This window comes from Streptomyces sp. NBC_00154 (genome assembly GCF_026342835.1).
GTDB lineage: Bacteria > Actinomycetota > Actinomycetes > Streptomycetales > Streptomycetaceae > Streptomyces.
In genome coordinates this window covers 155,851-179,017 of sequence record NZ_JAPEMI010000001.1, presented here as the reverse complement: position 1 = coordinate 179,017, position 23,167 = coordinate 155,851, and the positions used below count along the sequence as shown (strand labels likewise).

The 23,167-nt window shown below is 70.0% G+C and carries 21 protein-coding genes and 2 tRNA genes; 13 read left to right on the top strand and 10 right to left on the bottom strand.

Annotated features, from left to right (window positions below; genetic code table 11):
- Positions 1-2 precede the first annotated feature (2 nt).
- Positions 3-605 carry a ThuA domain-containing protein gene (locus OHA03_RS00830; protein ID WP_267007877.1) on the bottom strand — a complete coding sequence of 201 codons (603 nt, stop codon included), beginning with the start codon at positions 603-605 and terminating at the stop codon, positions 3-5.
- Positions 488-2,119: a transposase gene (locus OHA03_RS00825; protein WP_266999724.1), complete on the bottom strand. Its 1,632-nt coding sequence runs from the start codon at positions 2,117-2,119 to the stop codon at positions 488-490. Before OHA03_RS00825 ends, OHA03_RS00830 begins: the two co-directional genes overlap by 118 nt.
- A 397-nt stretch (positions 2,120-2,516) precedes the next feature.
- Here OHA03_RS00825 and OHA03_RS00820 point away from each other — a divergent pair, with 397 nt between their 5' ends.
- Positions 2,517-3,533, top strand: coding sequence for a multicopper oxidase domain-containing protein (locus OHA03_RS00820; RefSeq protein ID WP_266999721.1), 1,017 nt, complete (start codon positions 2,517-2,519; stop codon positions 3,531-3,533).
- 3 nt (positions 3,534-3,536) lie between these two features.
- On the opposite strand, the gene OHA03_RS00815 is transcribed toward OHA03_RS00820, so the two are convergent.
- Positions 3,537-5,729, bottom strand: a complete 2,193-nt coding sequence (locus OHA03_RS00815) for a DEAD/DEAH box helicase (protein WP_266999719.1) — start codon at positions 5,727-5,729, stop codon at positions 3,537-3,539.
- A 118-nt stretch (positions 5,730-5,847) separates the two neighbouring features.
- Positions 5,848-6,015, bottom strand: coding sequence for a hypothetical protein (locus tag OHA03_RS00810; RefSeq protein ID WP_266999717.1), 168 nt, complete (start codon positions 6,013-6,015; stop codon positions 5,848-5,850).
- 120 nt (positions 6,016-6,135) lie between these two features.
- Here OHA03_RS00810 and OHA03_RS00805 point away from each other — a divergent pair, with 120 nt between their 5' ends.
- The gene (locus tag OHA03_RS00805) at positions 6,136-7,638 is read left to right on the top strand and encodes a S1 RNA-binding domain-containing protein (RefSeq protein ID WP_266999715.1); all 1,503 of its coding nucleotides are present in this window, start codon (positions 6,136-6,138) and stop codon (positions 7,636-7,638) included.
- A gap of 29 nt (positions 7,639-7,667) precedes the next feature.
- Here OHA03_RS00805 and OHA03_RS00800 read toward each other — a convergent pair whose 3' ends face one another.
- Complete coding sequence (locus OHA03_RS00800; protein ID WP_266999713.1) at positions 7,668-8,531, bottom strand: hypothetical protein; 864 nt, start codon at positions 8,529-8,531, stop codon at positions 7,668-7,670.
- Between the two features lie 279 nt (positions 8,532-8,810).
- Here OHA03_RS00800 and OHA03_RS00795 point away from each other — a divergent pair, with 279 nt between their 5' ends.
- From OHA03_RS00795 to OHA03_RS00770, 6 genes are all read left to right on the top strand, one after another.
- Positions 8,811-9,611 (top strand): VOC family protein, encoded by an 801-nt coding sequence (locus tag OHA03_RS00795; RefSeq protein ID WP_266999711.1) that lies wholly within the window; start codon positions 8,811-8,813, stop codon positions 9,609-9,611.
- 73 nt (positions 9,612-9,684) lie between these two features.
- Positions 9,685-9,939 (top strand): WhiB family transcriptional regulator, encoded by a 255-nt coding sequence (locus OHA03_RS00790; RefSeq protein WP_093779462.1) that lies wholly within the window; start codon positions 9,685-9,687, stop codon positions 9,937-9,939.
- A 67-nt stretch (positions 9,940-10,006) separates the two neighbouring features.
- Positions 10,007-11,626, top strand: a complete 1,620-nt coding sequence (locus OHA03_RS00785; RefSeq protein ID WP_266999705.1) for a GMC family oxidoreductase — start codon at positions 10,007-10,009, stop codon at positions 11,624-11,626.
- 12 nt (positions 11,627-11,638) lie between these two features.
- Positions 11,639-11,714, top strand: a tRNA-Gly gene (locus OHA03_RS00780).
- Between the two features lie 14 nt (positions 11,715-11,728).
- Positions 11,729-11,802: transfer RNA gene (locus tag OHA03_RS00775), tRNA-Ala, on the top strand.
- A gap of 14 nt (positions 11,803-11,816) precedes the next feature.
- Positions 11,817-13,217 carry an SDR family NAD(P)-dependent oxidoreductase gene (locus tag OHA03_RS00770; RefSeq protein WP_266999703.1) on the top strand — a complete coding sequence of 467 codons (1,401 nt, stop codon included), beginning with the start codon at positions 11,817-11,819 and terminating at the stop codon, positions 13,215-13,217.
- A 136-nt stretch (positions 13,218-13,353) separates the two neighbouring features.
- On the opposite strand, the gene OHA03_RS00765 is transcribed toward OHA03_RS00770, so the two are convergent.
- From OHA03_RS00765 to OHA03_RS00755, 3 genes are all read right to left on the bottom strand, one after another.
- The gene (locus OHA03_RS00765; RefSeq protein WP_266999701.1) at positions 13,354-14,328 is read right to left on the bottom strand and encodes an acyl-ACP desaturase; all 975 of its coding nucleotides are present in this window, start codon (positions 14,326-14,328) and stop codon (positions 13,354-13,356) included.
- 282 nt (positions 14,329-14,610) lie between these two features.
- Complete coding sequence (locus tag OHA03_RS00760; protein WP_266999699.1) at positions 14,611-16,242, bottom strand: ABC-F family ATP-binding cassette domain-containing protein; 1,632 nt, start codon at positions 16,240-16,242, stop codon at positions 14,611-14,613.
- Positions 16,243-16,583: 341 nt separating this feature from the next.
- On the bottom strand, positions 16,584-17,000 hold the full coding sequence (locus tag OHA03_RS00755) for an SsgA family sporulation/cell division regulator (protein WP_266999697.1): 417 nt from the start codon (positions 16,998-17,000) through the stop codon (positions 16,584-16,586).
- 182 nt (positions 17,001-17,182) lie between these two features.
- On the opposite strand from OHA03_RS00755, the gene OHA03_RS00750 reads away from it, so the two are divergent.
- Positions 17,183-18,280 carry an oxidoreductase gene (locus tag OHA03_RS00750; RefSeq protein WP_266999695.1) on the top strand — a complete coding sequence of 366 codons (1,098 nt, stop codon included), beginning with the start codon at positions 17,183-17,185 and terminating at the stop codon, positions 18,278-18,280.
- A gap of 9 nt (positions 18,281-18,289) precedes the next feature.
- On the opposite strand, the gene OHA03_RS00745 is transcribed toward OHA03_RS00750, so the two are convergent.
- On the bottom strand, positions 18,290-18,586 hold the full coding sequence (locus OHA03_RS00745; RefSeq protein WP_266999693.1) for a YciI family protein: 297 nt from the start codon (positions 18,584-18,586) through the stop codon (positions 18,290-18,292).
- 65 nt (positions 18,587-18,651) lie between these two features.
- Here OHA03_RS00745 and OHA03_RS00740 point away from each other — a divergent pair, with 65 nt between their 5' ends.
- Both OHA03_RS00740 and mmpA read left to right on the top strand, forming a co-directional pair.
- On the top strand, positions 18,652-19,329 hold the full coding sequence (locus tag OHA03_RS00740) for an endonuclease V (protein WP_266999691.1): 678 nt from the start codon (positions 18,652-18,654) through the stop codon (positions 19,327-19,329).
- Positions 19,330-19,402: 73 nt separating this feature from the next.
- The gene (mmpA, locus tag OHA03_RS00735) at positions 19,403-19,546 is read left to right on the top strand and encodes a morphogenic membrane protein MmpA (protein ID WP_266999689.1); all 144 of its coding nucleotides are present in this window, start codon (positions 19,403-19,405) and stop codon (positions 19,544-19,546) included.
- 57 nt (positions 19,547-19,603) lie between these two features.
- On the opposite strand, the gene OHA03_RS00730 is transcribed toward mmpA, so the two are convergent.
- Positions 19,604-20,794 (bottom strand): trans-acting enoyl reductase family protein, encoded by a 1,191-nt coding sequence (locus OHA03_RS00730; RefSeq protein WP_266999687.1) that lies wholly within the window; start codon positions 20,792-20,794, stop codon positions 19,604-19,606.
- Between the two features lie 204 nt (positions 20,795-20,998).
- Between OHA03_RS00730 and OHA03_RS00725 the strand changes: the two genes are divergently transcribed.
- Together OHA03_RS00725 and OHA03_RS00720 are read left to right on the top strand one after the other, a co-directional pair.
- A complete protein-coding gene (locus tag OHA03_RS00725) occupies positions 20,999-22,141 on the top strand; it encodes a CaiB/BaiF CoA-transferase family protein (RefSeq protein ID WP_266999685.1) in 1,143 nt (380 codons plus the stop codon).
- Positions 22,141-23,166 carry an LLM class F420-dependent oxidoreductase gene (locus OHA03_RS00720; RefSeq protein WP_266999683.1) on the top strand — a complete coding sequence of 342 codons (1,026 nt, stop codon included), beginning with the start codon at positions 22,141-22,143 and terminating at the stop codon, positions 23,164-23,166. Before OHA03_RS00725 ends, OHA03_RS00720 begins: the two co-directional genes overlap by 1 nt.
- Position 23,167: the final 1 nt, after the last annotated feature.

Genomic DNA, 23,167 nt, shown 5'->3' with positions numbered 1-23,167 from the left:
GGTTACAGCTCCTTGATCAGGGTCGTCCAGGCGAGTGCTCCCCGCAGATGCTCTCGGAAGTCCGTCTCCGCGAAGCTGTCGACCGTACCGCCCATCGCCGTGTAGAAGGACCGGCCGCCGTCATAGTCACGGCACCAGGACACCGGGTGGTCCCAGCCGTTGGCGCTGGCCCCCGGCTTGTACGTGATCTCCCAGACGCGGGCCACGGTGTGCACATCGCCGGACGGGTTCTTCGTCCTGTTCAGCCATCTGTCCGGGCGCTTCCACTCCAGCGGCAGGTTCTTCGTCGCCGGGTGCTGCCGGTCCCCGATCTCAACCGTAATTCGCTGTACGGCGGTTGGGCTGTCGGCTGCCGGACGGGCGCCGACCAGGCCGGTGAACCAGTCCGAGTACGGTTCGGTGCGCGCCGCGTCATGGATGCCGAGGAAGCCGCCGCCGGCCTCCATGTACGCCCCCTGCTCCGGGTCGAGGACATCGCCGCCGCCGGTCAGGAAGACGACGGCGTTGTACTTGCCGAGCTGCTTACCGTTGGTGAAGACGGCCGGGTCTTCGGTGAGCGGCCCGGCCTCCAGTCCGGTGAGCCCGATCTTCTCGATCGCCGCGATGCCGGCGTCGACGGTCGGGGACTCGTCGGTCGCCGAGGCGTGGGAGACCAGCACCTTGACGTTGGCGCCGCCTGGCGGAGACAGCGGAGACAACGTTGTCGCCGTCGACTGCGTGTCCACCGGACCGGGTGCCCGAGGGCGCGTCTCCCGATCGCGATACCGGCGGCATCGTGACGGGACATCTCTCGGCGGGGGGTGACCAGCGGCTTCTGCCAGTGCTGGGCACCCCACACGCTGGTGTAGGCCGGGTCGACCGCGACAACGCTCAGACCGTGCTCGGCGGCCATGGTGACCAGCCGGGCCTTGAGCCTGCCGGTGGGCATGCCGGAGACGAGCTGCCGGAACCGCTTGCGGCGGCCGTGCTTCTCGCGGGTCTTCTCGGTGGCGAAGTCGAGGTCTTCGATGCCGATCGCGGCGACACCGACCCGCACCGCCCAGTTGATCAACCGGGTCAGGGCGTGGCGGATCTGTGCGTCACGGTGAGCGGTGGTGCCGGACAGGTCGTAGGGGAAGCGGTGCGGCTCGCCGACCGGGTTGCCGTGCCGGTCGAGCCGGTAGGCGGCGAAGTGGTCGGCGTTGGTGTCGACGCCGATCATGCCCCGGGCGCGGGCGGTCTCCAACGGGACTGTTTTCACGAGGGGGCGTTGCCAGGATGCGGTGAGGTACCAGCGGCCACGGCCCGTGTCGAGGTGGATGCGGTAGGCGACGGCCCGGTTGGCTTCGATGCGGTCGCCCCACTCCGCACCCCGGTGCGCGAACGCGATACGACCGGTGAGGGTGTACCGGCCGTGCTGGGCGTTGGCCAGGTGCGCGAGCGGGGCAGACAGCTTGACGGACACTTCGCCGTCCGGGGTGACGCGGATCGTCTCGTTCCCGAACCGCTTCCCCGACTCACCGTCGGCAGCGAGAAACCAGCGCTCCGCCTCCCACCGTTGCTGCCACTCGTCCTCGGTGAGACGGGCCTGGGCGAGGTGGTGGCGGGTGTTCAGGAGACGCTTGCCGCCGCGTACCACCCGCACCCGTCCGGCCTGCCAGTCGGCGACAGCCGCCGTGTGCCGCGCCTCCAGCATCGCGAGCCGGCGGGACTTGCGGAACCACTCGTTCTTCGACCGGTAGCCACCCGCAGCGCGCCTGGTGCCCTTCTCTCCGAGCGGGAGGGACAGCCGGTGCCGCAACGTCTTGATCCCGGCCTCCAGCTTCCGGATGTGCGCGGCCTGGCAACGGCGCGCGAGCGCCCACTGATCGTGCGTGGCCTTAGTGATCGCACCCGCGATCCGCGACGACGACACCCCGGTCAGCTCCCGCTTACGCGCTGCCCAGGTGTCCGCGCTGTGATCCAGACCGTCTGCACAGCGGGCCTTGAGATCACGGGAAGCCAGCGCACCCTGATGCGCACCGATCGCACGCAGCACCCTCTCGTCCTGGGCGGTGAGGTGTTTGAGGCGGTCCCGGACCGCCACCCCGGCAGGCCCGGGCACCACGAACGAGGCCGCCGGCTCCCGCACACCACCCACCACATCACCCCCTCAGGGCCGCACCCCTGCCACCCAGCCCAACGAGCAACAGCCACCAAGGTCACCCATTCGGCCCCAGAACCCCCGTTCCCACCCCGCGAATCCGCCGCCAGGACTCACTTCCGCTCACTACGACTCACTTCAGCTCAGTAAACCGACGGCAGCTCACAACCCCTCTTGGTCACTGCAACAGCAAGGAGTCACTGCAACAGCCGATGAGGCTAGACCTCTTTTCGCGACTCACCGATAGCTATGGCGGCAATGGCACGAAATTTGTCTTTAATATGGATAAACGAAGATCCCCCGGCTGCCGTATGGCCCGTCTCAGGGGATCACATGCGCCCCGCCGGTCTATGGAAACCTCCGCAAATACCCTTATGAAAGTGGGGAGTTCGACATGGATCGAAGGAGCTTCAATCGCCGGTTCTTGGTGAGCGGCGGGGTCGCCGCGGCGACCGGAGTGACATCGTTGTCTCTCGGAACGATCGAGGCCAGCTCGGCGGAGCCCCCGCCGAAAACCGCTCCGGCGGGCGGCGTGGTCCGCCATCTCAAGCTGTACGCGGAGAAGCTGGCGGACGGTCGGATGGGCTACGGGTTCGAAAAGGGCAAGGCCACGGTCCCGGGGCCGCTCATCGAGATCAACGAGGGCGACACCCTGCACATCGAGTTCGAGAACACCATGGATGTGGCCGCCAGCCTCCACGCGCACGGCGTCGACTACGACATCGCGAGCGACGGCACCCGGATGAACAAGAGCATCGTCGAACCGGGCGGCACGCGCACGTACACCTGGCGTACCCATGCGCCGGGCCGCAGGAAGGACGGCACCTGGCAGCCGGGCAGTGCGGGCTACTGGCACTATCACGACCATGTCGTCGGGACGGACCACGGCTCGGGCGGCATCCGCAAGGGGCTGTACGGTCCGGTGATCGTCCGGCGCAAGGGCGACATCCTGCCGGACAAGACGATCACCATCGTCTTCAACGACATGACGATCAACAACAAGCCGGCGACCGAGAGCCCCAACTTCGAGGCCACCGTGGGTGACCGGCTCGAAGTGGTCATGATCACGCACGGCGAGTACTACCACACCTTCCACATCCACGGTCATCGCTGGGCGGACAACCGCACGGGGCTGCTCACCGGCTCCGACGACCCCAGCCGGGTCATCGACACGAAGATCGTCGGCCCGGCGGACTCCTTCGGCTTCCAGGTCATCGCGGGCGAACATGTGGGCGCGGGTGCCTGGATGTACCACTGCCATGTGCAGAGCCACTCCGACATGGGCATGGCCGGACTGCTGCTGGTCGCCAAGGCGGACGGCACGGTCCCGGGCTACGACCCGCACGACATGCATGACATGCATGACATGCACGACATGAAGACCGACCCGCCGAAGGCTGAGAAGTCCTGAGGATCAGCCTCCGGTCGTGCCCGTCGCGAGGCGCAGCTGTTCCTCCTCGACGATGCGCCGGGCCAGGCTTCTCTCCGACACGTCCACGGCGTCCGGTGTCGTCTCGGCGACATCGCTGCGCCGTGCGTACGCGTCGAACAGCCGCTCCTTGCGGGCCAGGATGTCCAGCATCCGCTGGTCGACACTGTCCGTCGCGAGCAGCCGGTGCACCTGGACCGTGCGTATCTGCCCCATCCGGTGGGCGCGGGCCACAGCCTGGTGCTCCATCGTCGGCTTGATCTGCGGCTCGCAGAGGATGACCACCGACGCGGCCTGCATGTTCAGTCCGACGCCCCCTGCCTGGATCTGGCTCAGGAGGACCGCATGGCCGTCCATGGCACTGAACTCGTCGATCAGCCCCTGTCGCCGGGCGGCCGGAACGTTGCCGGAGACCGGTCCGAACATGCCTTCGCCCAGGGCTTCCCGGACCGTGGCGAGCACCTCGCGGAAGTACGAGAACACGACGACCTTGAGCCCGTTGCCGGCGGCCTCCGTGACCAGCTCGCGCAGCCGGTTCAGCTTCGCCGAGGTCTCGGGGCGGGCGTACGCCGCACGGCGCATCCGCATGAACTGCCCGGCGGCGACCGCCTCGCGGTAGACGGCAAGATCGGCCTCGCTGAACTCCTCCCACTCGTCGACCTGCACCAGTGCCGGGAGTTCGGTCAGCACGTCCTCCTGGTTGCGGCGCAGATAGGCGGGGGCGACGGCTCTGCGGAAGGCGTGCGAACCCGCGACACCATGGGTGGTGCTGATGGACGGGGCCAGTTCGGGCTGGAGATGGCGGACCAGGCTGCGGAACTCCTCGACGCGGTTCTCCATCGGCGTACCGGTCAGGAAGAGCACCCGGTCGGTGTGTCCTGCCCAGCCGGACACCGCGCGCGAGCGGCGGGTGGCCGGGTTCTTGACGTAGTGGGCCTCGTCGACGACCAGCATGCCGGGCCGCCTCCCTCCGTCCCGGGCGGCCGGCAGGGTGTGCAGAGCGTCGAACGTGGTGAGGGCGACCCCGCCGCGCTCGTGCCACTCGGCGAACGCCTCCTGCCGCTCGGGGCCGTGCACCGGCAGGACCCGCAGCGTGGAGCGGGCCCGGACCTCGCGCGCCCAGTTGATCAGTACGCTCGCCGGGCACACCACCAGGAAGTGCGTCTCGCCCCGCGCCGAGAGGTGCGCGAGCGCGGCAATGGCCTGCACGGTCTTGCCGAGCCCCATCTCGTCGCCGAGAATCACCCGCTTCTGCGCGAGCGCGAAACGGGCGCCGAACGACTGGTATCCGCGCAGCGAGACCCGCAGGTGCGCGTCGTCGAGCCGCACCCCGCGCACCCGGTCCGCGATCCCGGAGGGGAGGAACCCCTCGGCGGCGTGCCGGTCGGGGCCGTTGCCCGACACCTCGGCGAGCAGGCTGTAGTACTCGGCGGACCGCAGCTCGAAGTCGACCCAGGCCGCGACGTCCGACTCCGGGGCCCGCAGCAGATCGACCGACACCTGCCCGAACAGCAGCGGAAGTCCTCGCTCCGCCGCGTCCGTGACGACGGTCCGTACGGACGCGACGGCGGCGAGCGCCGTCGCGCGGGCCTGCCGGCCGGAGAACAGCATGCGCAGCCGCCCACGGGCCGGCCCGGCCTCCGTCAGCAGCGGCTCCAGCCGGCCGACGAGCCGTCGGGCCGCATCCACCGCCCGCCGGACGTCCGGTCCGGCCTCGACCAGCCGGTGCAGGGCCGTGATCAGGGCGGTGGTGGACTCGTCCGGCGCCTCCACGTCGATCCGGACGGCGACCGTGTCCCGGACCGCGTGGGCGATCTGCCCGGCGGCGGCCAGCACCTGGTCGGCGGTCTGCGCACCGACGCCGGGAATCTGACGGAGCTCGTACCGATTGGCCTCGTGGACCTGGCCGACGGTGGCGTAACCGGCCTGCTCGACCGCGCCGATGCGCAACCGGCCCTCGGTGACGTCCTTGAGCCGGGAGATCGGGATGGCGGCCAGCTCGCGGCGGATCAGGGAGTCGAGGATCGGGGTGAGTTCGGCGTGTATGGCCTCGACGGCGCGGGTGTGATCGGACAGCACCGCACGCGCGGCGCCCAGCAGCTGCTCGGCGCGCGCGAGCAACTCCCGGGCGGCCTTCCCCGTCGGAGCCCCGGTATCCGTCTCCCCGGCCTCTGTCATGTAAGTTCCTCTGTCCGCGCAGCCCCGCTGCCGTCTTGCCCGACACCTGCCCGAGTGAGACATATCGTGCCACGGGCCGATGACAGGGACGGCCGGGCGGGCCGGTAACGGTGGACGGTCAGGGTGCGGGCGGGCGGCGTTCGACCGGGACGAGCGGCAGGACCTCCACGCCCCGCGCACAGGTCCGCGCCTGCGTCAGGAACCACTCGGTGCGCGCCTGCGTGATCAGCTCGGACGTCGCCCGCACCGCCGGAGCGACCCGCTCATGACCTGCGCCGTCCAGCACCGAGGCTGCCGGAGTCTCTGTGGTGCCGGGGCGGATGCACTGCCTCCGACGCGGCGGCAGTGCGATGTGAGACGGCGAACTGCGGTGCGGTCGGCAGGAGGTGCGTCGTACGCTCCCGCCGTGAGCCCCTACCCATTCTGCTACCGGATCACCAAGTACGACCCCTCCGACCGCGACACATACGGCAGGTACACCGGTGCCGAGGACTCGGTCAGTGACCATGGGCCGGTCGAGTCCGCCTATCTGGAGTCGGTGGCCGCGTTTGCCGAGGACACCGGAATCCACCACCTGACGATCAGGGAACCGGAGATCACCGGGTACATCAACTTCGGCCTGGAGGCACCGATCGCCGGACACGGCCTGGCCGGGCTCCTCCCGCCCGGCCTCACCGGTTACCACGACGGAGCGGAGGTACCCGTCGCGGTGGGACTGGAACTCGTCCGGGCCATGCTCCGCGACAACGGAGCCTGGTGCCGACTGGAGGCGGAGGGCATATTTGCCGTACACGTCGGGTACGACCAGTATGTCTACGTGTCCAGCAGCGAGCCCTGCGACGGGGCTGTGGCTCGTACCCGCGCAGGGGGACTGTTCCCGGAGCGCATAGAAGCGTCCCCCTACGTCCCGGACTTCGAGCACCAGTCCGTGGAACAGCGGCCGGCGGACGACGACTTCTGGCAGCTCCTGTACCTGACCGTACCCAGGGGCGGGACGCTGCTCCTTGAAGAAGGCTATGTGGGGAATGCCACCCGCTGGCACCGCGTCACCCGCGCCGGTATCGAAGACGTCCGGGCCGGACTCGCTCCTCGCGCGTGGCTGACTGTGTGGCCGGACTTCCTGTCTCCTGACGTCGATGCCGTGCTCGGCGCGCTTCCCGACGAGTACAGCGTCGAGTTCGTCATGGCGGACGCGGCCGGACGAATCAGCAGCTTCATCGCCCATGAGGCGCCCGCGGCCGCCCTGAGAACGAAGCTGGCCGGCGCCCGAGCAGTGGGGGCCATGTCCCTTCTCGTCGACGAGCGCGAGCAAGAGCCGCTGTTCACCGCCGTGCTGCCGGACCAGGACGGTGTGCTCCGGGCCCGGTGGAGAACGGATCCGACGCCGAGCGACATCCGCTGGTCCGCCCTCCGCAAAGTGACCCGCGGCGAGATCCGTACCGGCACCGTCACCTCGATCGCCCCCTACGGCGTGTTCGTCGACATCGGCGGGACGGAGGGCATGATCAATGCCGCCGAACTGTCTTGGCAGTCATTCGCGCAGTACACCGATGTCGTCGAAGTCGGTCAGGAGGTCACCGTAGAGGTCCTGGATGTGGATCTCGCCCGGGAGCGGATCTCCCTCTCCCGGAAGGCGCTGCTGGAGGACCCGCTGCCGTCGTTCGTGTCGCGCGTCGGTGAGATCGTCTCGGGGCGCGTCACGAAACTGGTTCCCTTCGGTGCGTTCGTCCGCATCGGCGGCGAAGAGGACGGGTTCGAAGGGCTGGTCCACAACTCCGAGTTGGCCGAAGGAACGGTGGAGAGGCCAGAGGACGTCGTGACGGTCGGGGACGAGCTCGTCGTGAAGATCACCGAGGTGGACCGCGAGCGCCATCGCATGGGCCTGTCGCACCGGCAGACTCGCCTCTGATCTCGGAGCGGGGGCGGACGGCGGCGGAACTACGCGCCGAGGTCGACCACCGACCAGTCCGTGCCCCCGCGCTCCCGCAGATGGATACGGGAGCCTCGGCAGACCACCGCGCTCGGGCCCGGCACCTTGCCGTCCGGCCGGACCAGCGACGTCGTCGGCCGCGTCGGCTCGACAGCCGTCTCGGTGATCCGGCCGTGTTCCAGCGTGCTGTTGCCGGTCAGGAAGACGACCCGCTCGCCGTCCACCGCGAGACCACGTACACCGCTCACCGATGTGGGGCGCACATGTACGGTCCCGTCGCCGCGGACCTCGATCAGCGGGTAGTGCATGAACGGGCAGGCCCAGGCAGTCCCGCCGTCGACGTTCAGCGCCCCGCAGTCCGACATGTCGATGAGCCCGGGGCCGGGGCTGAACGACCAGAGTGGTTCGCCGGTGCTGCTCCAGCGGCGCAGTCCCGGGTGGCTGAGGGAATCCTTGCCGTACACCCCCTCATCGAAATAGCCCACCCACAGATCGCCTGCCTCGTCGGCGATCAGATGCGCGATGGCGTCACCCATCCGGAACGTCCAGGACGACCGGCCCAGCGCGTCGAAGACCTGCACATGCTGCTGGTCGATGGTGCTGCGGCTGTCCGCCAGTACGAAGCCGCCGTCCGGCAGTGCGTCGACGGCGGGGCAGTTCAGCTGCACAGCGCTGAGGTGTGTCTCGTACGAACGGCCGTCGTCCGCGGTGACCACCGTGGCGTCGTACGGATCGGACGCCCCCCGCTGAGGGGTGTGTTCGGCCAGCAGCCAGTGCGTGCGCCCGTACGCGTCGACGGTGCTGCTCATCATGTGCAGACCCTGATAGCTGTGCGGCAGACGGGCATACGGGGTCAGGCGAAGGGACTCCATGGTGCTCCTCGGCAGGAGTGCAAGAACGCGGAATGTGAACCGGTCGGCTGCGGAAGAGAGCACGGACCGGTGGCGCGTGGGCCGAGGGGCGGAGCAGGGGGCGCCTACGAGGCATGGGCCTTTCTGGTCGTCATGCGCCGATCATCCATGAGGGCCGTGCTCCGGCGCAATGGATTCCGGCGTTGCGCGGACCGCGGTTGTCGGTGCCCGGTGCAAGACTCGGAAGGTCAGGAGATACCGCTGCAGTACAGGTACGGGACTCGCTGAAGGAGCCGCGCGATGCTGACCACCGATTTTGTCACCGGATCCCCCAATTGGCTCGATCTCGGCACGCCCGACCTCGATGGGGCCACCACCTTCTACCGAGGCCTCTTCGGCTGGGAATTCGTGCCCGGCGGTCCCGAGACCGGTGGATACGGGATGTTCATGCTGGACGGGAAGTCGGTCGCGGGCGCGATGACCGTCCCGCCGGAGCAGGCGAAGTCGTCCTGGTCGGTCTACTTCCGGACGCCTGACGTCGATGCCACGGCGAAGTCGGTCGAGCAGGCCCGCGGCACGGTGCCCTTCCCGCCGATGGACATCCTCGATTTCGGCCGGATGGGCGGCTTCACCGACCGAGGCGGGGCGTACTTCGGGACCTGGCAGCCGAGAAAGGTCCCGGGCCTGGGCGCGGTGGGCGTTGCGCGCACGCTCTGCTGGGCCGAGCTGTACACCCCGGACGTGCCCGCGGCCGCCGCGTTCTACCGCGCTGTCTTCGGGTGGGACACCGCCCGGATGCCGTTCCCCGGCGGCGGTGGGTCCTACACTGCGATCCGCACCGAGGGTGGCGGCGACGAGGCCGACTTCGGCGGGATCGTACCCCTCAACACCGTTCCGACCCAGGCCGTTCTGGGACCGCACTGGCTGCCGTACTTCGAAGTCGACGACTGCGACGCCGCGGTCGCGGACGTCGAGCGGCTGGGCGGCAAGCTGACGCTGGAACCCATGGACGTGCAAGGCGTGGGCACGCTCGCCAATGTCGCCGATCCGTACGGGGCACACTTCGCGGTGATCAAGAGCGCCGGGACGCCGGGGAGCTGACCGGAGGCCGTGCGAGCTCCGCATTGATGCGTCGTTGATCAGTCGTTTATCACGACCGGGCACTGTGTCCGCCATGCTGATCAACACCGTGACCGACCCGGCACTCGCCTGGCAGGAGACAGCGCTGTGCGCGCAAGCGGGACCCGAATTCTTCTTCCCTGCCCCCGGCAGCTCCACACGTGAGGCCAAGCAGTTGTGCAACGCCTGCGAGGGCCGGGAGGCCTGCCTGGAGTACGCCCTCGACAACGACGAGCGGTTCGGCGTCTGGGGCGGCCTCTCGGAGAAGGAGCGGGAACGGCTGCGCAGAGTTGAGCGCAAGCAGGCCTGAACTTCCCCTGTACGTGCCACAATTCGGCCCTGCGTGTTCCTGAGTCCACAGTCCAGGAGGAGCCGAGTTGAGCGAGTACGACTACATCGTCGTCGGGGCGGGGTCGGCCGGCTGTGTGCTGGCCGCGCGACTCTCCGAGGACCCCACCGTCCGGGTCGCGCTCGTCGAGTCGGGCGGGCGTGACCGAAAGCCGGAGATCCGGATTCCGGCCGCCTTCCCGAAGCTCTTCAAGACCGCGTACGACTGGGACTTCAGTACGGTGAAGCAAGCGGCCCTCGGCGGCCGGGAACTGTACTGGCCCCGGGGCCACACCCTCGGCGGATGCTCGTCGATCAACGCCATGATGTGGGTCCGCGGGCACCGCGACGACTACGACGCCTGGGCCGGGTCAGCCGGTGCGGACTGGTCCCACGATGCGCTCGTACAGTATTTCCGCCGAGCGGAGCGGTGGACCGGTCCGACCGGCGACGGCACGGTGTACGGCACCGAGGGTCCCCTCTTCATCTCGCCGCCACGCGCCCCCAGCCCACTGACGGCCGCCTTCCTCGACGCCTGCTCGCTGGAAGGTCTGCCGTTCCTGCCCGAGCTGAACGCCCCCGACCACAGTGGCAGTGCCCTCACCCCGGTCAGTGTCCACCGGGGCCGCCGCTGGAGCGCGGCCGACGGCTACCTCAAGCCGGCCGGCCGCCGCGCCAACCTCGACGTCCTCACCGGAACCCGCATCCGCAGCCTGGCCTTCGACGCCGACGACTCCACCCGCGTCACCGGCGTCGTCACCGAAGGCGGCCACGGCGCGGCCACGCTCACCGCACGCCGCGAGGTCATCCTCAGTGCCGGAGCGATCGGATCACCGCAGCTGCTGCTTCGCTCCGGCATCGGCGACCCGGACCAGCTGCGTGAGTCCGGCATCGAGGTGCGGGCCGCATCCCCGGACGTGGGCCGTCACCTCCAGGACCATCTGTCCTTCGCCGTGACCGTGCACTGTCCGCAGCCGGTGACCATGACCGGAGCCGACAGTCTCGCCAATGTCGGCCGCTTCCTGCTGGCGCGTCGTGGGCCGCTCACCTCGAACCTCGCCGAAGCGGTGGCGTTCATCCGCTCCACCCCGGAACTTGCCGCGCCCGACCTGGAGCTGATATTTGCCCCGGCTCCGTTCATCAACCACGGTCTGACCGCCCCGACCGAACACGGCATCACCATCGGCGTGGTTCTGCTCCAGCCCGAGAGCGCCGGCCGTATCACCCTGGACCCGGACACCGGCGAGAACGCCGACGGCGCCCCGGGCGTCCGTATCGACCCCGGCTATCTGACCGCCGAGTCGGACCTGCAGCGCATGGTCGCCGGAGTCCGCCGCGCCGAGTCCCTGTTCGCCGCCGCGCCTCTGGCCGCGCACACCTCGGGTCCGATGGGCCCGTACCCCGGCCCGGTCGACGACACGCGTCTCGCCGAGGCGATCCGTACCGGAGCCGAGACGCTATACCATCCGGTCGGCACCTGCAGGATGGGCGAGGACGCGGCCTCGGTGACCGACCCCCGGCTGCGGGTGCGCGGCGTGGCGGGGCTGCGGGTGGTCGACGCCTCGGTGATGCCACGCATCACCCGTGGACACACCCATGCGCCCACGGTGGCCATCGCCGAACGGGCGGCCGAAATAATTCGTGAGGACGCAAGGGTGACAGCTGGTTAGGATCTCCCCAATGCCCGGACGTAGCGCAGAGGCAGGCGCGCCGCCTCGCCGGGGCGGATACGTCGGTTCGAATCCGGCCGTTCTGGCAGGTCGTCCTCTCGGGGCCCCGTAGCGCAGAGGCAGTCGCGTCCGCACGGCATGCGGAAGGACGCCGGTTCGATTCCGGCCGGGGACCGCGAGGGGCGGATCGATGGACAGTGGCTTCACGGACGAGGACCTGGCGGCCTTCGTCCGGCTCGTCGGCCGGCTCCGGGCACTGCCCGCCGACGCCCCCGCCCGGCTCCGCGCCGAACAGGTCGCCGCCTCGTTCACCCGCGACGGCCGGCTGGGGCGCCGCAAAATACGCGGCGAGCAGCAGATCGTGGCCGACGCAGCCGTCACCTCGGCGACGGCGACCGGTGCGGCCGACCGGCGCGAGGATGCCCCGCTGGACTCCGGCGCGGTACCCGTTCGTCCGGCGGGAACGCTGGCGCGGGCCCGTCGTTGCTACATCTGCAAGACCCGGTACCGGCAGGTCGACGCCTTCTATCATCTGCTCTGCCCGGAATGCGCGACGGAGAACCGGTCCCGTCGCGCGCTCTCCACGGATCTGTCGGGACGCCGCGCCCTCCTCACCGGAGGCCGGGTCAAGATCGGCTTCCAACTGGCGCTGATGATGCTGAGGGACGGCGCCGAACTCGTCGTCACCACCCGCTTCCCGCACGACACCCTGCGCCGCTTCCGGGCCGTCGAAGACAGCCCGAAATGGCTCGACCGGCTCACCGTCGCCGCCGTCGACCTCCGCGACCCGCGCCAGGTCCTGGGCCTGTGCGAGCAGTTGCGGGAAACGGGCGAGCCGCTCGACATCCTGATCAACAACGCCGCCCAGACCGTGCGCCGTCCACCCCGGTCGTATGCGTCGCTGGCGGCGGGGGAGTACGGAACACTGCCCGCCGGTGTGCTCCGTGCCCCCGGTTATGCACCGATGACCGCCCTCGAACGCCCCTCCGCGTCGAGCGCACTGGCGCTTGTGCTGCCCGACGCCGTGGAGACCGGACTGTTGCCCCGCACCGACGACGCGGGTCCGCTGCCCGCCGTCGACGAGGCGGGCCTGCTCCCCGACACCGCGCCCGTGAACTCCTGGTCAGCGCGGATCGGTGAACTGGACCCCGTCGAAATCCTGGAGACCCAGCTCGTCAACGCTCTGGCCCCCGCGCTCCTCTGCGACCGGCTGCTCCCCCTTCTGCTGGCCTCCCCGCGGCCGCGCCGCTACATCGTCAATGTGACGGCGGTGGAAGGCCGGTTCGCGGTACGGAACAAGACCGGCGGGCACCCGCACACCAACATGGCGAAGGCCGCCCTCAACATGCTGACCCGCACCAGCGGCGCCGAACTCGCCGCCCAGGGCGTCCATATGTGCGCCGTCGACACCGGCTGGATCACCGACGAGAATCCGGTGCCGAAGAAGGAACGGATCGCCGCGGGAGGCTTCCGTACTCCGCTCGACATCGTGGACGGCGCCGCCCGCGTCTATCACCCGGTCGTGTGCGGCGAGGCGGGATCGCCCGTCTCCGGCGTCTTCCTCAAGGACTACCGGGAAGCGGCATGGTGACGCCGCCGCCTCGCGCCGCACCCAGCTGAGGCTGTTGCGCCGGCACCCGGTCCCCGACGTGCGCGACGCCGCCCACGCAGAACGGCCCACGAGTGAGCGGGCTCGTGGGCCGTCGATGAGCTGTGGGGTCCGTGGGTCAGGCGCCCGCGCGGGCTGCCATCCGCGCCTTGCGCGCGGCCAGCTTCTCGTCGAACTTGGCCGCCTCGCTGTCCAGGCCGCCCATGTACAGCCCCAGCTCCTCCTGCGCCTTCAGCCCGTCCGGACCGAGCCCGTCGATGTCCAGGACCTTCAGGTAGCGCAGCACGGGCTGGATCACGTCGTCGTGGTGGATCCGCATGTTGTAGATCTCGCCGATCGCCATCTGCGCGGCGGCCCGCTCGAAGCCGGGCATCCCGTGGCCGGGCATCCGGAAGTTGACCACGACGTCGCGCACGGCCTGCATCGTCAGGTCCGGGGCGAGCTCGAAGGCCGCACCGAGCAGGTTGCGGTAGAAGACCATGTGCAGGTTCTCGTCGGTGGCGATGCGCGACAGCATGCGGTCGCAGACGGGGTCGCCCGACTGGTGACCGGTGTTGCGGTGCGAGACGCGAGTCGCGAGCTCCTGGAAAGCGACGTACGCCACCGAGTGCAGCATCGAGTGGCGGTTGTCGGACTCGAAGCCCTCCGCCATGTGCGCCATCCGGAACTGCTCCAGCTTGTCCGGGTCGACCGCGCGCGAGGTGAGCAGGTAGTCGCGCATCACGATGCCGTGCCGGCCCTCCTCGGCGGTCCAGCGGTGCACCCAGGTGCCCCAGGCGCCGTCACGGCCGAAGAGGGAGGCGATCTCGTGGTGGTAGCTGGGGAGGTTGTCCTCGGTCAGCAGGTTGACGACCAGTGCGATCTTGCCGATGTCGGTGACCTTGGACTGGTCGGCCTGCCAGGCCTCGCCGTCCTCGAAGATGCCGGGGAAGTTCCTGCCGTCCGAGAACGGCACGTACTCGTGGGGCATCCAGTCCTTGGCGACCTTGAGATGGCGGTTGAGTTCCTTCTCCACCACCTCTTCCAGGGCATACAGCAGCTGGGCGTCTGTCCACGCCTGCGAACTGCCGAGGTGGGGAGAGGTGATCGTCACGGGGGCTCCTGGGGACGGGAGAATTACTTACGGCCTCGTAGGTTACGAGACCGTAGGTTAAGGCGGGAGTAAGGCCCCCGCCAAGCCCACTCACCCGAAGTTCGCTTACGTACCGTTATGTATGCAGGTCACGCTCGGTGTGCGGAGAGGTACATCACGCAGTTTCCGAGTGTCGCGAACTCACTGATGCGGGGGTGCGGCGGCCGGGATCGCGCCGCGGTGGCGAGCGCTGCCACCGCCCCCCGTCCGGTCCTCATCCGTCCGCCGATCCGCCCGCGCTCCTCACATTTCCGCGCGTACCGCCTCGGCCGTCGTGTCACGCAGTCCGCCGTCGAGCAGCAGCCAGCGCGTGATCCCGAGTGACTCCAGGAACGGCACATCGTGGCTCGCCACGATCAGCGCCCCCTCGTACGACTCCAGAGCCGTCGTCAGCCGGCGCACGCTCGCCATGTCCAGGTTGTTCGTCGGTTCGTCCAGCAACAGCAGCTGCGGCGCCGGCTCGGCGAGCAGCAGCGCAGCCAGCGCCGCACGGAAACGTTCCCCGCCCGACAGCGTTCCCGCAGGCCGGTCCGCCCGCGGCCCCTTCAACAGAAAGTGCGCCAGCTTCGCCCTGATCCGGTTCTCCGTCGCATCCGGTGCGAACCGCGCCACGTTCTCCACGACGCTCAGCCCGTCGTCGAGCACATCCAGGCGCTGCGGAAGAAAACGCAGCGGCAGATGCGCCGTTGCCTCACCGGCCGCCGGTGTCAGCTCACCGGCCAGCGTGCGCAGCAGAGTCGTCTTGCCCGCGCCGTTGCGGCCCACCAGGGCGATCCGCTCGGGGCCGCGCACCTCGAACTCGCCGCGCACCCGCGCCCCGTAAGCGAGTTCGAGGTCGCGCAGTACGAGCACCCCCTGGCCCGGATGGACCTTTGTGTGAGGCAGTTCGACCCGGATCTCGTCGTCGTCGCGCACGGCCTCGACAGCCTCGCCGAGGCGTTCCTTCGCCTCGGCCAGCTTCCCGGTGTGCAGGACGCGGTGCTTGCCGGCCGATACCTGGGCGGCCCGCTTACGGTTCCCCATGACCGCCTTCGGCTCGCGCTTGGTGTCCCACATCTTCTGCCCGTAGCGCTTTCGCCGGGCCAATTTGAACTGGGCGTCAGCCAGTTCGCGCTTCTGGCGTTGTACGTCGGCCTCGGCGACCCGCACCATGCGCTCGGCCGCCTCCTGCTCGACGGCGAGTGCTTGCTCGTACGCCGTGAGGTTCCCGCCGTACCACGTGACCTGACCGTCCCGTAGATCCGCGATCTGGTCGACACGCTCCAGGAGTTCACGGTCGTGACTGACGACGACCAGCACACCCGTCCAGGCATCGATCGCTTCGTACAGCCGCCGGCGGGCGTACAGATCCAGATTGTTCGTCGGCTCGTCGAGCAGCAGCACCCCGGGACGGGCCAGCAGGAGTGCGGCGAGGCGCAGCAGCACGCACTCGCCGCCCGACAGCTCGCCGATGGTGCGGTCGAGTCCGATGTGACCGAGGCCGAGCTGATCGAGGGTGGCGCGGGCGCGCTCCTCCACGTCCCAGTCGTCACCCACGGCCGCGAACAACTCCTCGCGGACGTCACCCGCCTCGATGGCGTGCAGTGCGGCCCGGGTGTCCGCGATGCCGAGGGCGGCATCGACCCGCAGTGCCGTGTCGAGGACCAGGTTCTGCGGCAGGTGGCCGATCTCGCCCAGTGTCCGGATACAGCCGTCGGCGGGGGTGAGCTCACCGGCGATGAGCCGCAACAGTGTTGATTTTCCACAGCCGTTGAGACCGATCAAGCCGGTCCTTCCGGGGCCCACGGCCAGGTGGAAGTCGTCGAAGACGTCACTGCCGTCCGGCCAGGCGAAGGAGAGCGACGAACAGGCGATGTGAGTCATGGGGGCAGACATACGGATCTCCCGGTTGCGAGGAAGGGTCAGGAGGCAACGGGTGAGACACCGGTCAAGGGCGTTCCACGGGCATGGCACACGGCCAAGGAGGAGCCCCGGTTGCGGAGGACGGCTCGAAGAGCTGAGGTCGCACTCGGGCGCGCAGACATGACAGACATGAACGGGTATGAACTGTCCGGACACGGCGCGCAACGCGGTGTCTCACGGCCTCAGACGAGCAACGTCCTTCTCCGATCCGACGACAACAAGGACGTCACGAACGGTACGACCGGGCTTCGCGGCGCAGCAAACGATTTACGTCGATCCCGGCCGCGCCGGCGGGGCCGCCGGGGGAGTCCTGGTCAGCAGGCTCCGCCGAGCAGGTCCGCCAGAGTGCGGTCGAGATCCAGGTACCGGTGCTCATCGCCCTGCGGGACCAGCGCCTGCGCCCGCCGGAGGAAGCGGCGCAGCTCCCCCGTGCGGACATGCACCATCGCGATGCCCTCGGCGGCATGGAATTCCAGAACCGTACGGTCGTAACCGAACGGCCTGATCCGTACGTCCCCGTCACCGGCCGGCGCGTCCATGCCCGCTGCCAGCAGTTCGCGGGAGAACTCCCAGGCCACCTCGGCGCCTTCCAGCGTCGCTGGGGCAGGGAATGCCATGCGTACGGCGAACGGGTCTCTGCGGTCGTACTGCAGCGTGGCGGGAAGGGTCTCCATGCGCGGCGCGGACGCGACCATGCGGGCCTGCACGGACTGCTCGATAACGATGGACACGACCTGCTCCCCCTCGGGCCGGATGAACGGTAACCGGCACCGACAGAGACGACAGAAGTCTCCGAACCGTGCCCTGTGGACGGCGTGAGCTGCGTCACCGTGCGACGCCGCCGCGATCGGATGTCCGCTTCGAGGGGGCGCACCCTGGACGGCGTGCTGACGGTGGGTTAGCTTCCTGCGCCATGAGGCTCAAGGGGAAGACGAGACGACTGATGTCATGGGGACTGTGCGGGGCGGCGCTGACCGCCGCACTGGCCACTCCGGCCGCGCAGGCAGCACCGGGGGAGCGGCACGGGCCCGGCCACCGGCCCGCCTGGACGCTCACGGAGACGGGAACCGATGCCCGCTTCCGAGGCCTCGCCGCCGTCAGCAGCCGCACCGCCTGGGCCGCGGGCTCGAAGGGCACGGTCCTGCGCACCACCGACGGAGGCCGCCACTGGCGTGACGTGGCGCCGCCCGGCGCGGCGGAGGCGGCCCTGGAGTTCCGCGACATCGAGGCCTTCGACGCACGGCGCGCGGTGGTACTGGCCATCGGGGAGGGCGACGCCTCCAGGGTGTTCCGTACGGACGACGGCGGGACCACCTGGACCGAGTCCTTCCGCAACACCGATGCCCGTGCCTTCTACGACTGCCTCACCTTCTTCGACAGCCGGCACGGCCTCGCCATGAGCGATCCGGTGGACGGAAAGTTCCGCATCCTGTCCACCGCGGACGGCGGCCGCAGCTGGAAGGTGCTGCCCACGGCGGGGATGCCGGACGCCCAGGCAGGCGAGGCGGGGTTCGCCGCCGGCGGCCAGTGCCTGGTCAGCTCGGGGTCGAAGGACGTCTGGCTGGCGACGGGCGGCGCGGCCACCGCCCGGGTGCTGCACTCCGCCGACCGCGGGCTGACCTGGACCGCGACCGAATCGACGATCCCGGCCGGAGACCCGGCCCGAGGCGTCTTCGGCCTGGCGTTCCGTGACCGTACGCACGGCATCGCGGTCGGCGGTGACTACCGGGCCGACCAGGCCTCGCCGAACGCCGCCGCCGTCACGGGCGACGGAGGCCGCAGCTGGCAGCAGTCCACCACCGCGCCGCCCGCCTACCGTTCCGGTGTCGCCTGGGTTCCGCACACCCGCTCCACGGCACTGGCCGTCGGCCCGACCGGGACGGACCTGACGACGGACGGCGGGCGCACCTGGCGCACGGTCGACACGGGTTCGTACGACACCGTGGACTGCACACCGGACGGCGGCTGCTGGGCGGCGGGCGAGAAGGGGCGGATCGCCCGGTCGGCCTAGGGGTCGACGTCAGGGCAACTGTTGCCGGTACGGGGCGAGTTCGTCCGACGTCTTCGTCGCGATGAACTCCGTGATCCGATACGCGCACACGCCCTCGGCCGCGAAGGGGTCGGCCGCCGCGTTCTTCTCGATCTGCGCGCGGTCGTCCCCCACGGCGAGGATCACACCGCCGTCGCGCGGGTTCTTACGGCCGGACGCGATGAAGACCCCGGCCGCGTACTGCGTGTCCAGCCAGGCGACATGCGCCTCCATCAGCGCGTCGACACGCTCGACGGGGGCGGTGTAGGTCAACTCGAGTACGAACATGAATGGCACCCTATCGAGGCCGCATCGGAGCCCGCCCGGACGGGACTTCTAAGCTGGTCGGTACCATGACGACCTTCCGCACTCCCGCCGACGCGGCCGAAGCCCGCGCCATCCAGGACACCCTCCGCGCGCGCGTGGTGCTCGACGAGCCGGGGCCGCCGCCCGGCACGGGGCGGGCGACCGGTGTCGACGTCGCCTACGACGACGAGCGCGATGTCGTGGTCGCGGCGGCGGTCGTGCTCGACGCGGCGACTCTGGACGTCGTCGCGGAGACCACCGCCGTCGGACGGGTCACCTTTCCGTACGTCCCGGGACTGCTCGCCTTCCGGGAGATCCCGACCGTGCTGGCCGCGCTGGAGGCCCTGCCGGTCGACCCCGGTCTCGTCGTCTGCGACGGCTACGGCAGGGCGCACCCGCGCCGCTTCGGGCTCGCCAGCCACCTGGGCGTTCTCACCGGACTCCCCGTCATCGGCGTCGCCAAGAACCCGTTCACCTTCACGTACGAACAGCCGGGCCCCCGGCGCGGTGACTCCTCGCCGCTCCTCGACGGGGACGAGGAGGTGGGCCGGGCGCTGCGCACCCAGGACGGCACCAAACCGGTGTACGTCTCGGTCGGACACCGGACCGGCCTGGACAACGCCTGCGCGCACACCCTCCTGCTGGCCAGGGACTTCCGCCAGCCGGAGACCACCCGCAGGGCCGACGCGCTGTGCAGGCAGGTGCTCAGGGAAGCGACCGCCTGAGTACGGGCGGCCGCCCCCACCTGAGTATGTGTACGGATATCGCCTGCCGATCATGACCGGCACCCTTGTACGCATGAACGATCATCGAACGTCCGCACGTACCGGAACCGTCCATGTCGCCCAACGGCGCCTCGCCGTGGGAATGACCCTCGGGGTCCTCGCGGGCCTCGTGTGGACCGTCTCGATGATCTGCACGCTCGCGTCCTGGATGCTCTGACCGGCAGCTCCGCCGGCCTGCCGTGTCCTCCCGCGACGGGGCGAGTGGCCGATCCGCTCAGCGGACCGCCGCGACCCGGAAGCGCAGCCCGGCCCCGCGCAGCCGCTCCAGCAGCGCGTCACCCATCGCGACGGCCGTGGTGACCTGCCCCGATGTCGGCGGAAGCTCGTCCAGGGCGAGGCAGAGTGCCGCCTGTGCGAGCATTTTCGCCGTCTCGTCGTAGCCGGGGTCGCCGCCGGACACCTCCGTGAAGACCCGGCGGCCGCCGCCCTCCCCGACGAAGCGCACCGTGAACCAGCTCCGCCTGCGGCGCTCCGCGTCCGGGCCCGCCCCCGGCTCGTACCGGTCCATCAGCCAGTTCCGTGCGGCCGGCAGCTGAGCCATGCCGAGGAGCGCGCCGATCGCGGCCGTGCCGCCGAGCGCCACCGGCAGGCGCTTCACCGAGGCGAAGTGGCGGTAGCGGAAGTCGGGGCCGTACCGCGCCAGCCGCCGCGCCGAGCGTTCGACGACCTGTGGGTCCAGTGTCGGCAGGGGCAGCGCCCAGGTGCCGGTCTCCGCACTGAAGTGCGGGGTGCCGAGCGATGCGCGGGCGCGGCGGCCGACCAGGCGTGGTTCGTGCAGCCGGCGCTCCTGGGCGGTGCGCAGCATCTGCGGGCCGCGGCCCATCGCGGTGAGCGCGGATGCGAACGTACCGCCGGAGAAGACGGCATTGCTGCGGACGAAACCGTCGATCGTCAGCGGCACGTCCTGCGGCAGCTGCTGGACGGTGAAGTACACCCCGAGGTCGTGCGGTACGGAGTCGAAGCCGCAGGCGTGCACGAGCCGGGCCCCGGTCTCGCGGGCCCGCGCGTCATGCTCCAGGTACATCCGGTCGACGAACTCCGCTTCGCCGGTCAGGTCCGTGTAATCCGTCCCGGCCTCCGCGCAGGCGGCGACCAGCTTCTCGCCGTACCAGACGTACGGACCCACGGTCGAGGCCACCACATGCGCCGATTCGGCGAGTTCGCGCAGCGCGTCGGGGTCGTCGGCGTCGGCGTGCAGCAGCGGAAGGTCCGCACAGCGAGGATCGATCGCGGTCAGGCGGTCGCGCAGCTCGGCCAGCTTGGCCGGGCTGCGGCCGGCCAGCGCCCAGCGGCAGCTGTCGGGTGCGTGGGCGGCGAGATATTCGGCAGTGAGGGCACCCACGAAGCCGGTGGCGCCGAAAAGGACTATGTCATAGGGGCGTTGTGCCCCGTTCTGCCTGTTCACGAGTGCCTCCGCAGGGGCCGGCGCCGATGTAGCAGGCAGAGGTTAGCGGAGGGGGTCGTGGCGGTGTACAGCCGGGCGGCGATCGTGAGGGAGGATCCAGGGGAAAGAACTAAGCGCTTGCTCGGCTCAAGGGGTTGTGCGGAGCGCAGCACGTTCTTAGCATCATCGCTGTTACATCAGTTGTGTCACACCGCTGGGGGCTTGATGGCAACGACAGAGCACGGCCCACTGGCGGGCGTACGCGTGGTGGAACTGGCGGGCATCGGCCCCGGCCCGTTCGCCGCGATGCTCCTGGCCGACCTCGGCGCCGATGTCGTCAGGGTCGACCGGCCCGCCGGATCGGGACTCGGCATCGATCCCGCGTACGACCTCACCAACCGCAACAAACGCTCCGTGCTCGTCGACCTCAAGGCCGAGGACGGCCCGGACCGCGTCCTGGACCTGGTCGAACGTGCCGACATCCTGATCGAGGGCTACCGGCCGGGCGTCGCCGAACGTCTCGGCGTCGGCCCCGACGCCTGTCTCGCCCGCAATCCCGGCCTCGTCTACGGGCGGATGACCGGCTGGGGCCAGGACGGGCCACTCGCCGAGCGGGCGGGACACGACATCGCGTACATCGCCCTCACCGGCACGCTCTCCATGATCGGCAAGCCCGGCGAGCCGCCCACCGTCCCCGCCAATCTGGTCGGCGACTACGCGGGCGGCTCGCTCTATCTCGTCGTCGGCGTCCTTGCCGCCCTCCAGCACGCACGCACCCCCGGCGGCACGGGCCAGGTCGTGGACGCGGCGATCGTCGACGGCGCCGCCCATCTCGCCACGATGATCCACGGGATGCTGGCGGCCGGCGGCTGGCAGGACCGGCGAGGCTCCAACCTCCTGGACGGCGGCTGTCCGTTCTACGGTTCGTACGAGACCGCCGACGGTCAGTACATGGCGGTCGGCCCGCTGGAGCAGCAGTTCTACGACGAGTTCGTCAAGCTTCTCGGCATCGAGGACCGGGCCCCGGACCGCAAGGACGTCACCCGCTGGGAGGAACTGCGCACGGTCGTCGCCGACCGGTTCAGGACCCGGACCCGTGCGGAGTGGACCGAGGTCTTCGAAGCCACGGACGCCTGTGTGGCCCCCGTCCTCTCGCTCCGCGAGGCCCCGCACCACCCGCACCTCGACGCCCGCTCCACCTTCGTCGAACACGGCGGCCTCACCCAGCCCGCCCCCGCACCCCGCTTCTCCGCCACACCCGTCTCCGTACGCAGCGGACCCGCGCAGCCCGGCGCGGACACCGATGACGTCGCCCGCGACTGGGACGTACCGAGCATGCACCGGCCCCGGAAGGACACCACCGACTGATGGAACTCTCCCTGCCGCTGAACTACGCGGGCGACCCGCGCGAGGCCTGCGACCAGGTCGCAGCCCTGGAGTCCGCCGGACTCGACGCCGTCTGGGTCGCGGAGGCCTACGGCTTCGACTCGCCCACCCTCATGGGCTATCTGGCCGCCCGCACCGAACGCATGAAGATCGGCGCGGCGATCCTCAACGTCTACTCCCGCACCCCCGCGCTGATCGCCCAGACCGGCGCCGGACTCGACGCGATCTCCGGCGGCCGGGCGCTGCTCGGGCTCGGCGCGTCCGGGCCGCAGGTCGTCGAGGGCTGGCACGGCAAGGCGTACGACAAGCCGCTCGGCCGGACCCGCGAGACCGTCGAACTGTGCCGCCGGATCTGGCGCCGCGAGGTCATCGACCACCACGGCATCACCGACATGCCGCTGCCCAAGGAGAAGGGCGGCCGGCTCGGCAAGCCCCTGAAGATCCTCACCCGTCCGGTGCGCGAGGAGATCCCGCTCTACATCGCCTCGCTCGGCCCCGCCAATGTCCGGCTGACCGCCGAGATCGCCGACGGCTGGCTGCCCACCCTCTACCTCCCCGAGAAGGCCCAGCAGGTGTGGGGCACGGCCCTCGCGGAGGGCGCTGCCGAGCGCGACCCGGCGCGCGGCGCGCTGCAGACCGTCGCCGGCGGACTCCTGGCCATCGGCGACGACGCGGCCGCGCTCAGGGACCTCGCCCGCCCGCAGATCGCACTGTACGTCGGCGGAATGGGCGCCAAGGGCAAGAACTTCTACAACGACCTCGCCGTCGCGTACGGATACGAGAAGGAAGCCGCGCTCATCCAGGAGCTCTACCTGTCCGGGAAGAAGAAGGAGGCCGAGGCCGCCGTCCCGGACGAGTTCTGCGAGCTCATGTCGCTGTGCGGGCCCGAGGGGTACGTACGCGACCGCGTCGAGGCGTTCCGCGAGTCCGGCGTCACCATGCTCAACGTCATCCCGGTCGGTCCCGATCCGGCCCGGCTGATCTCCACCGTCAAGAACTGGCTCTAGG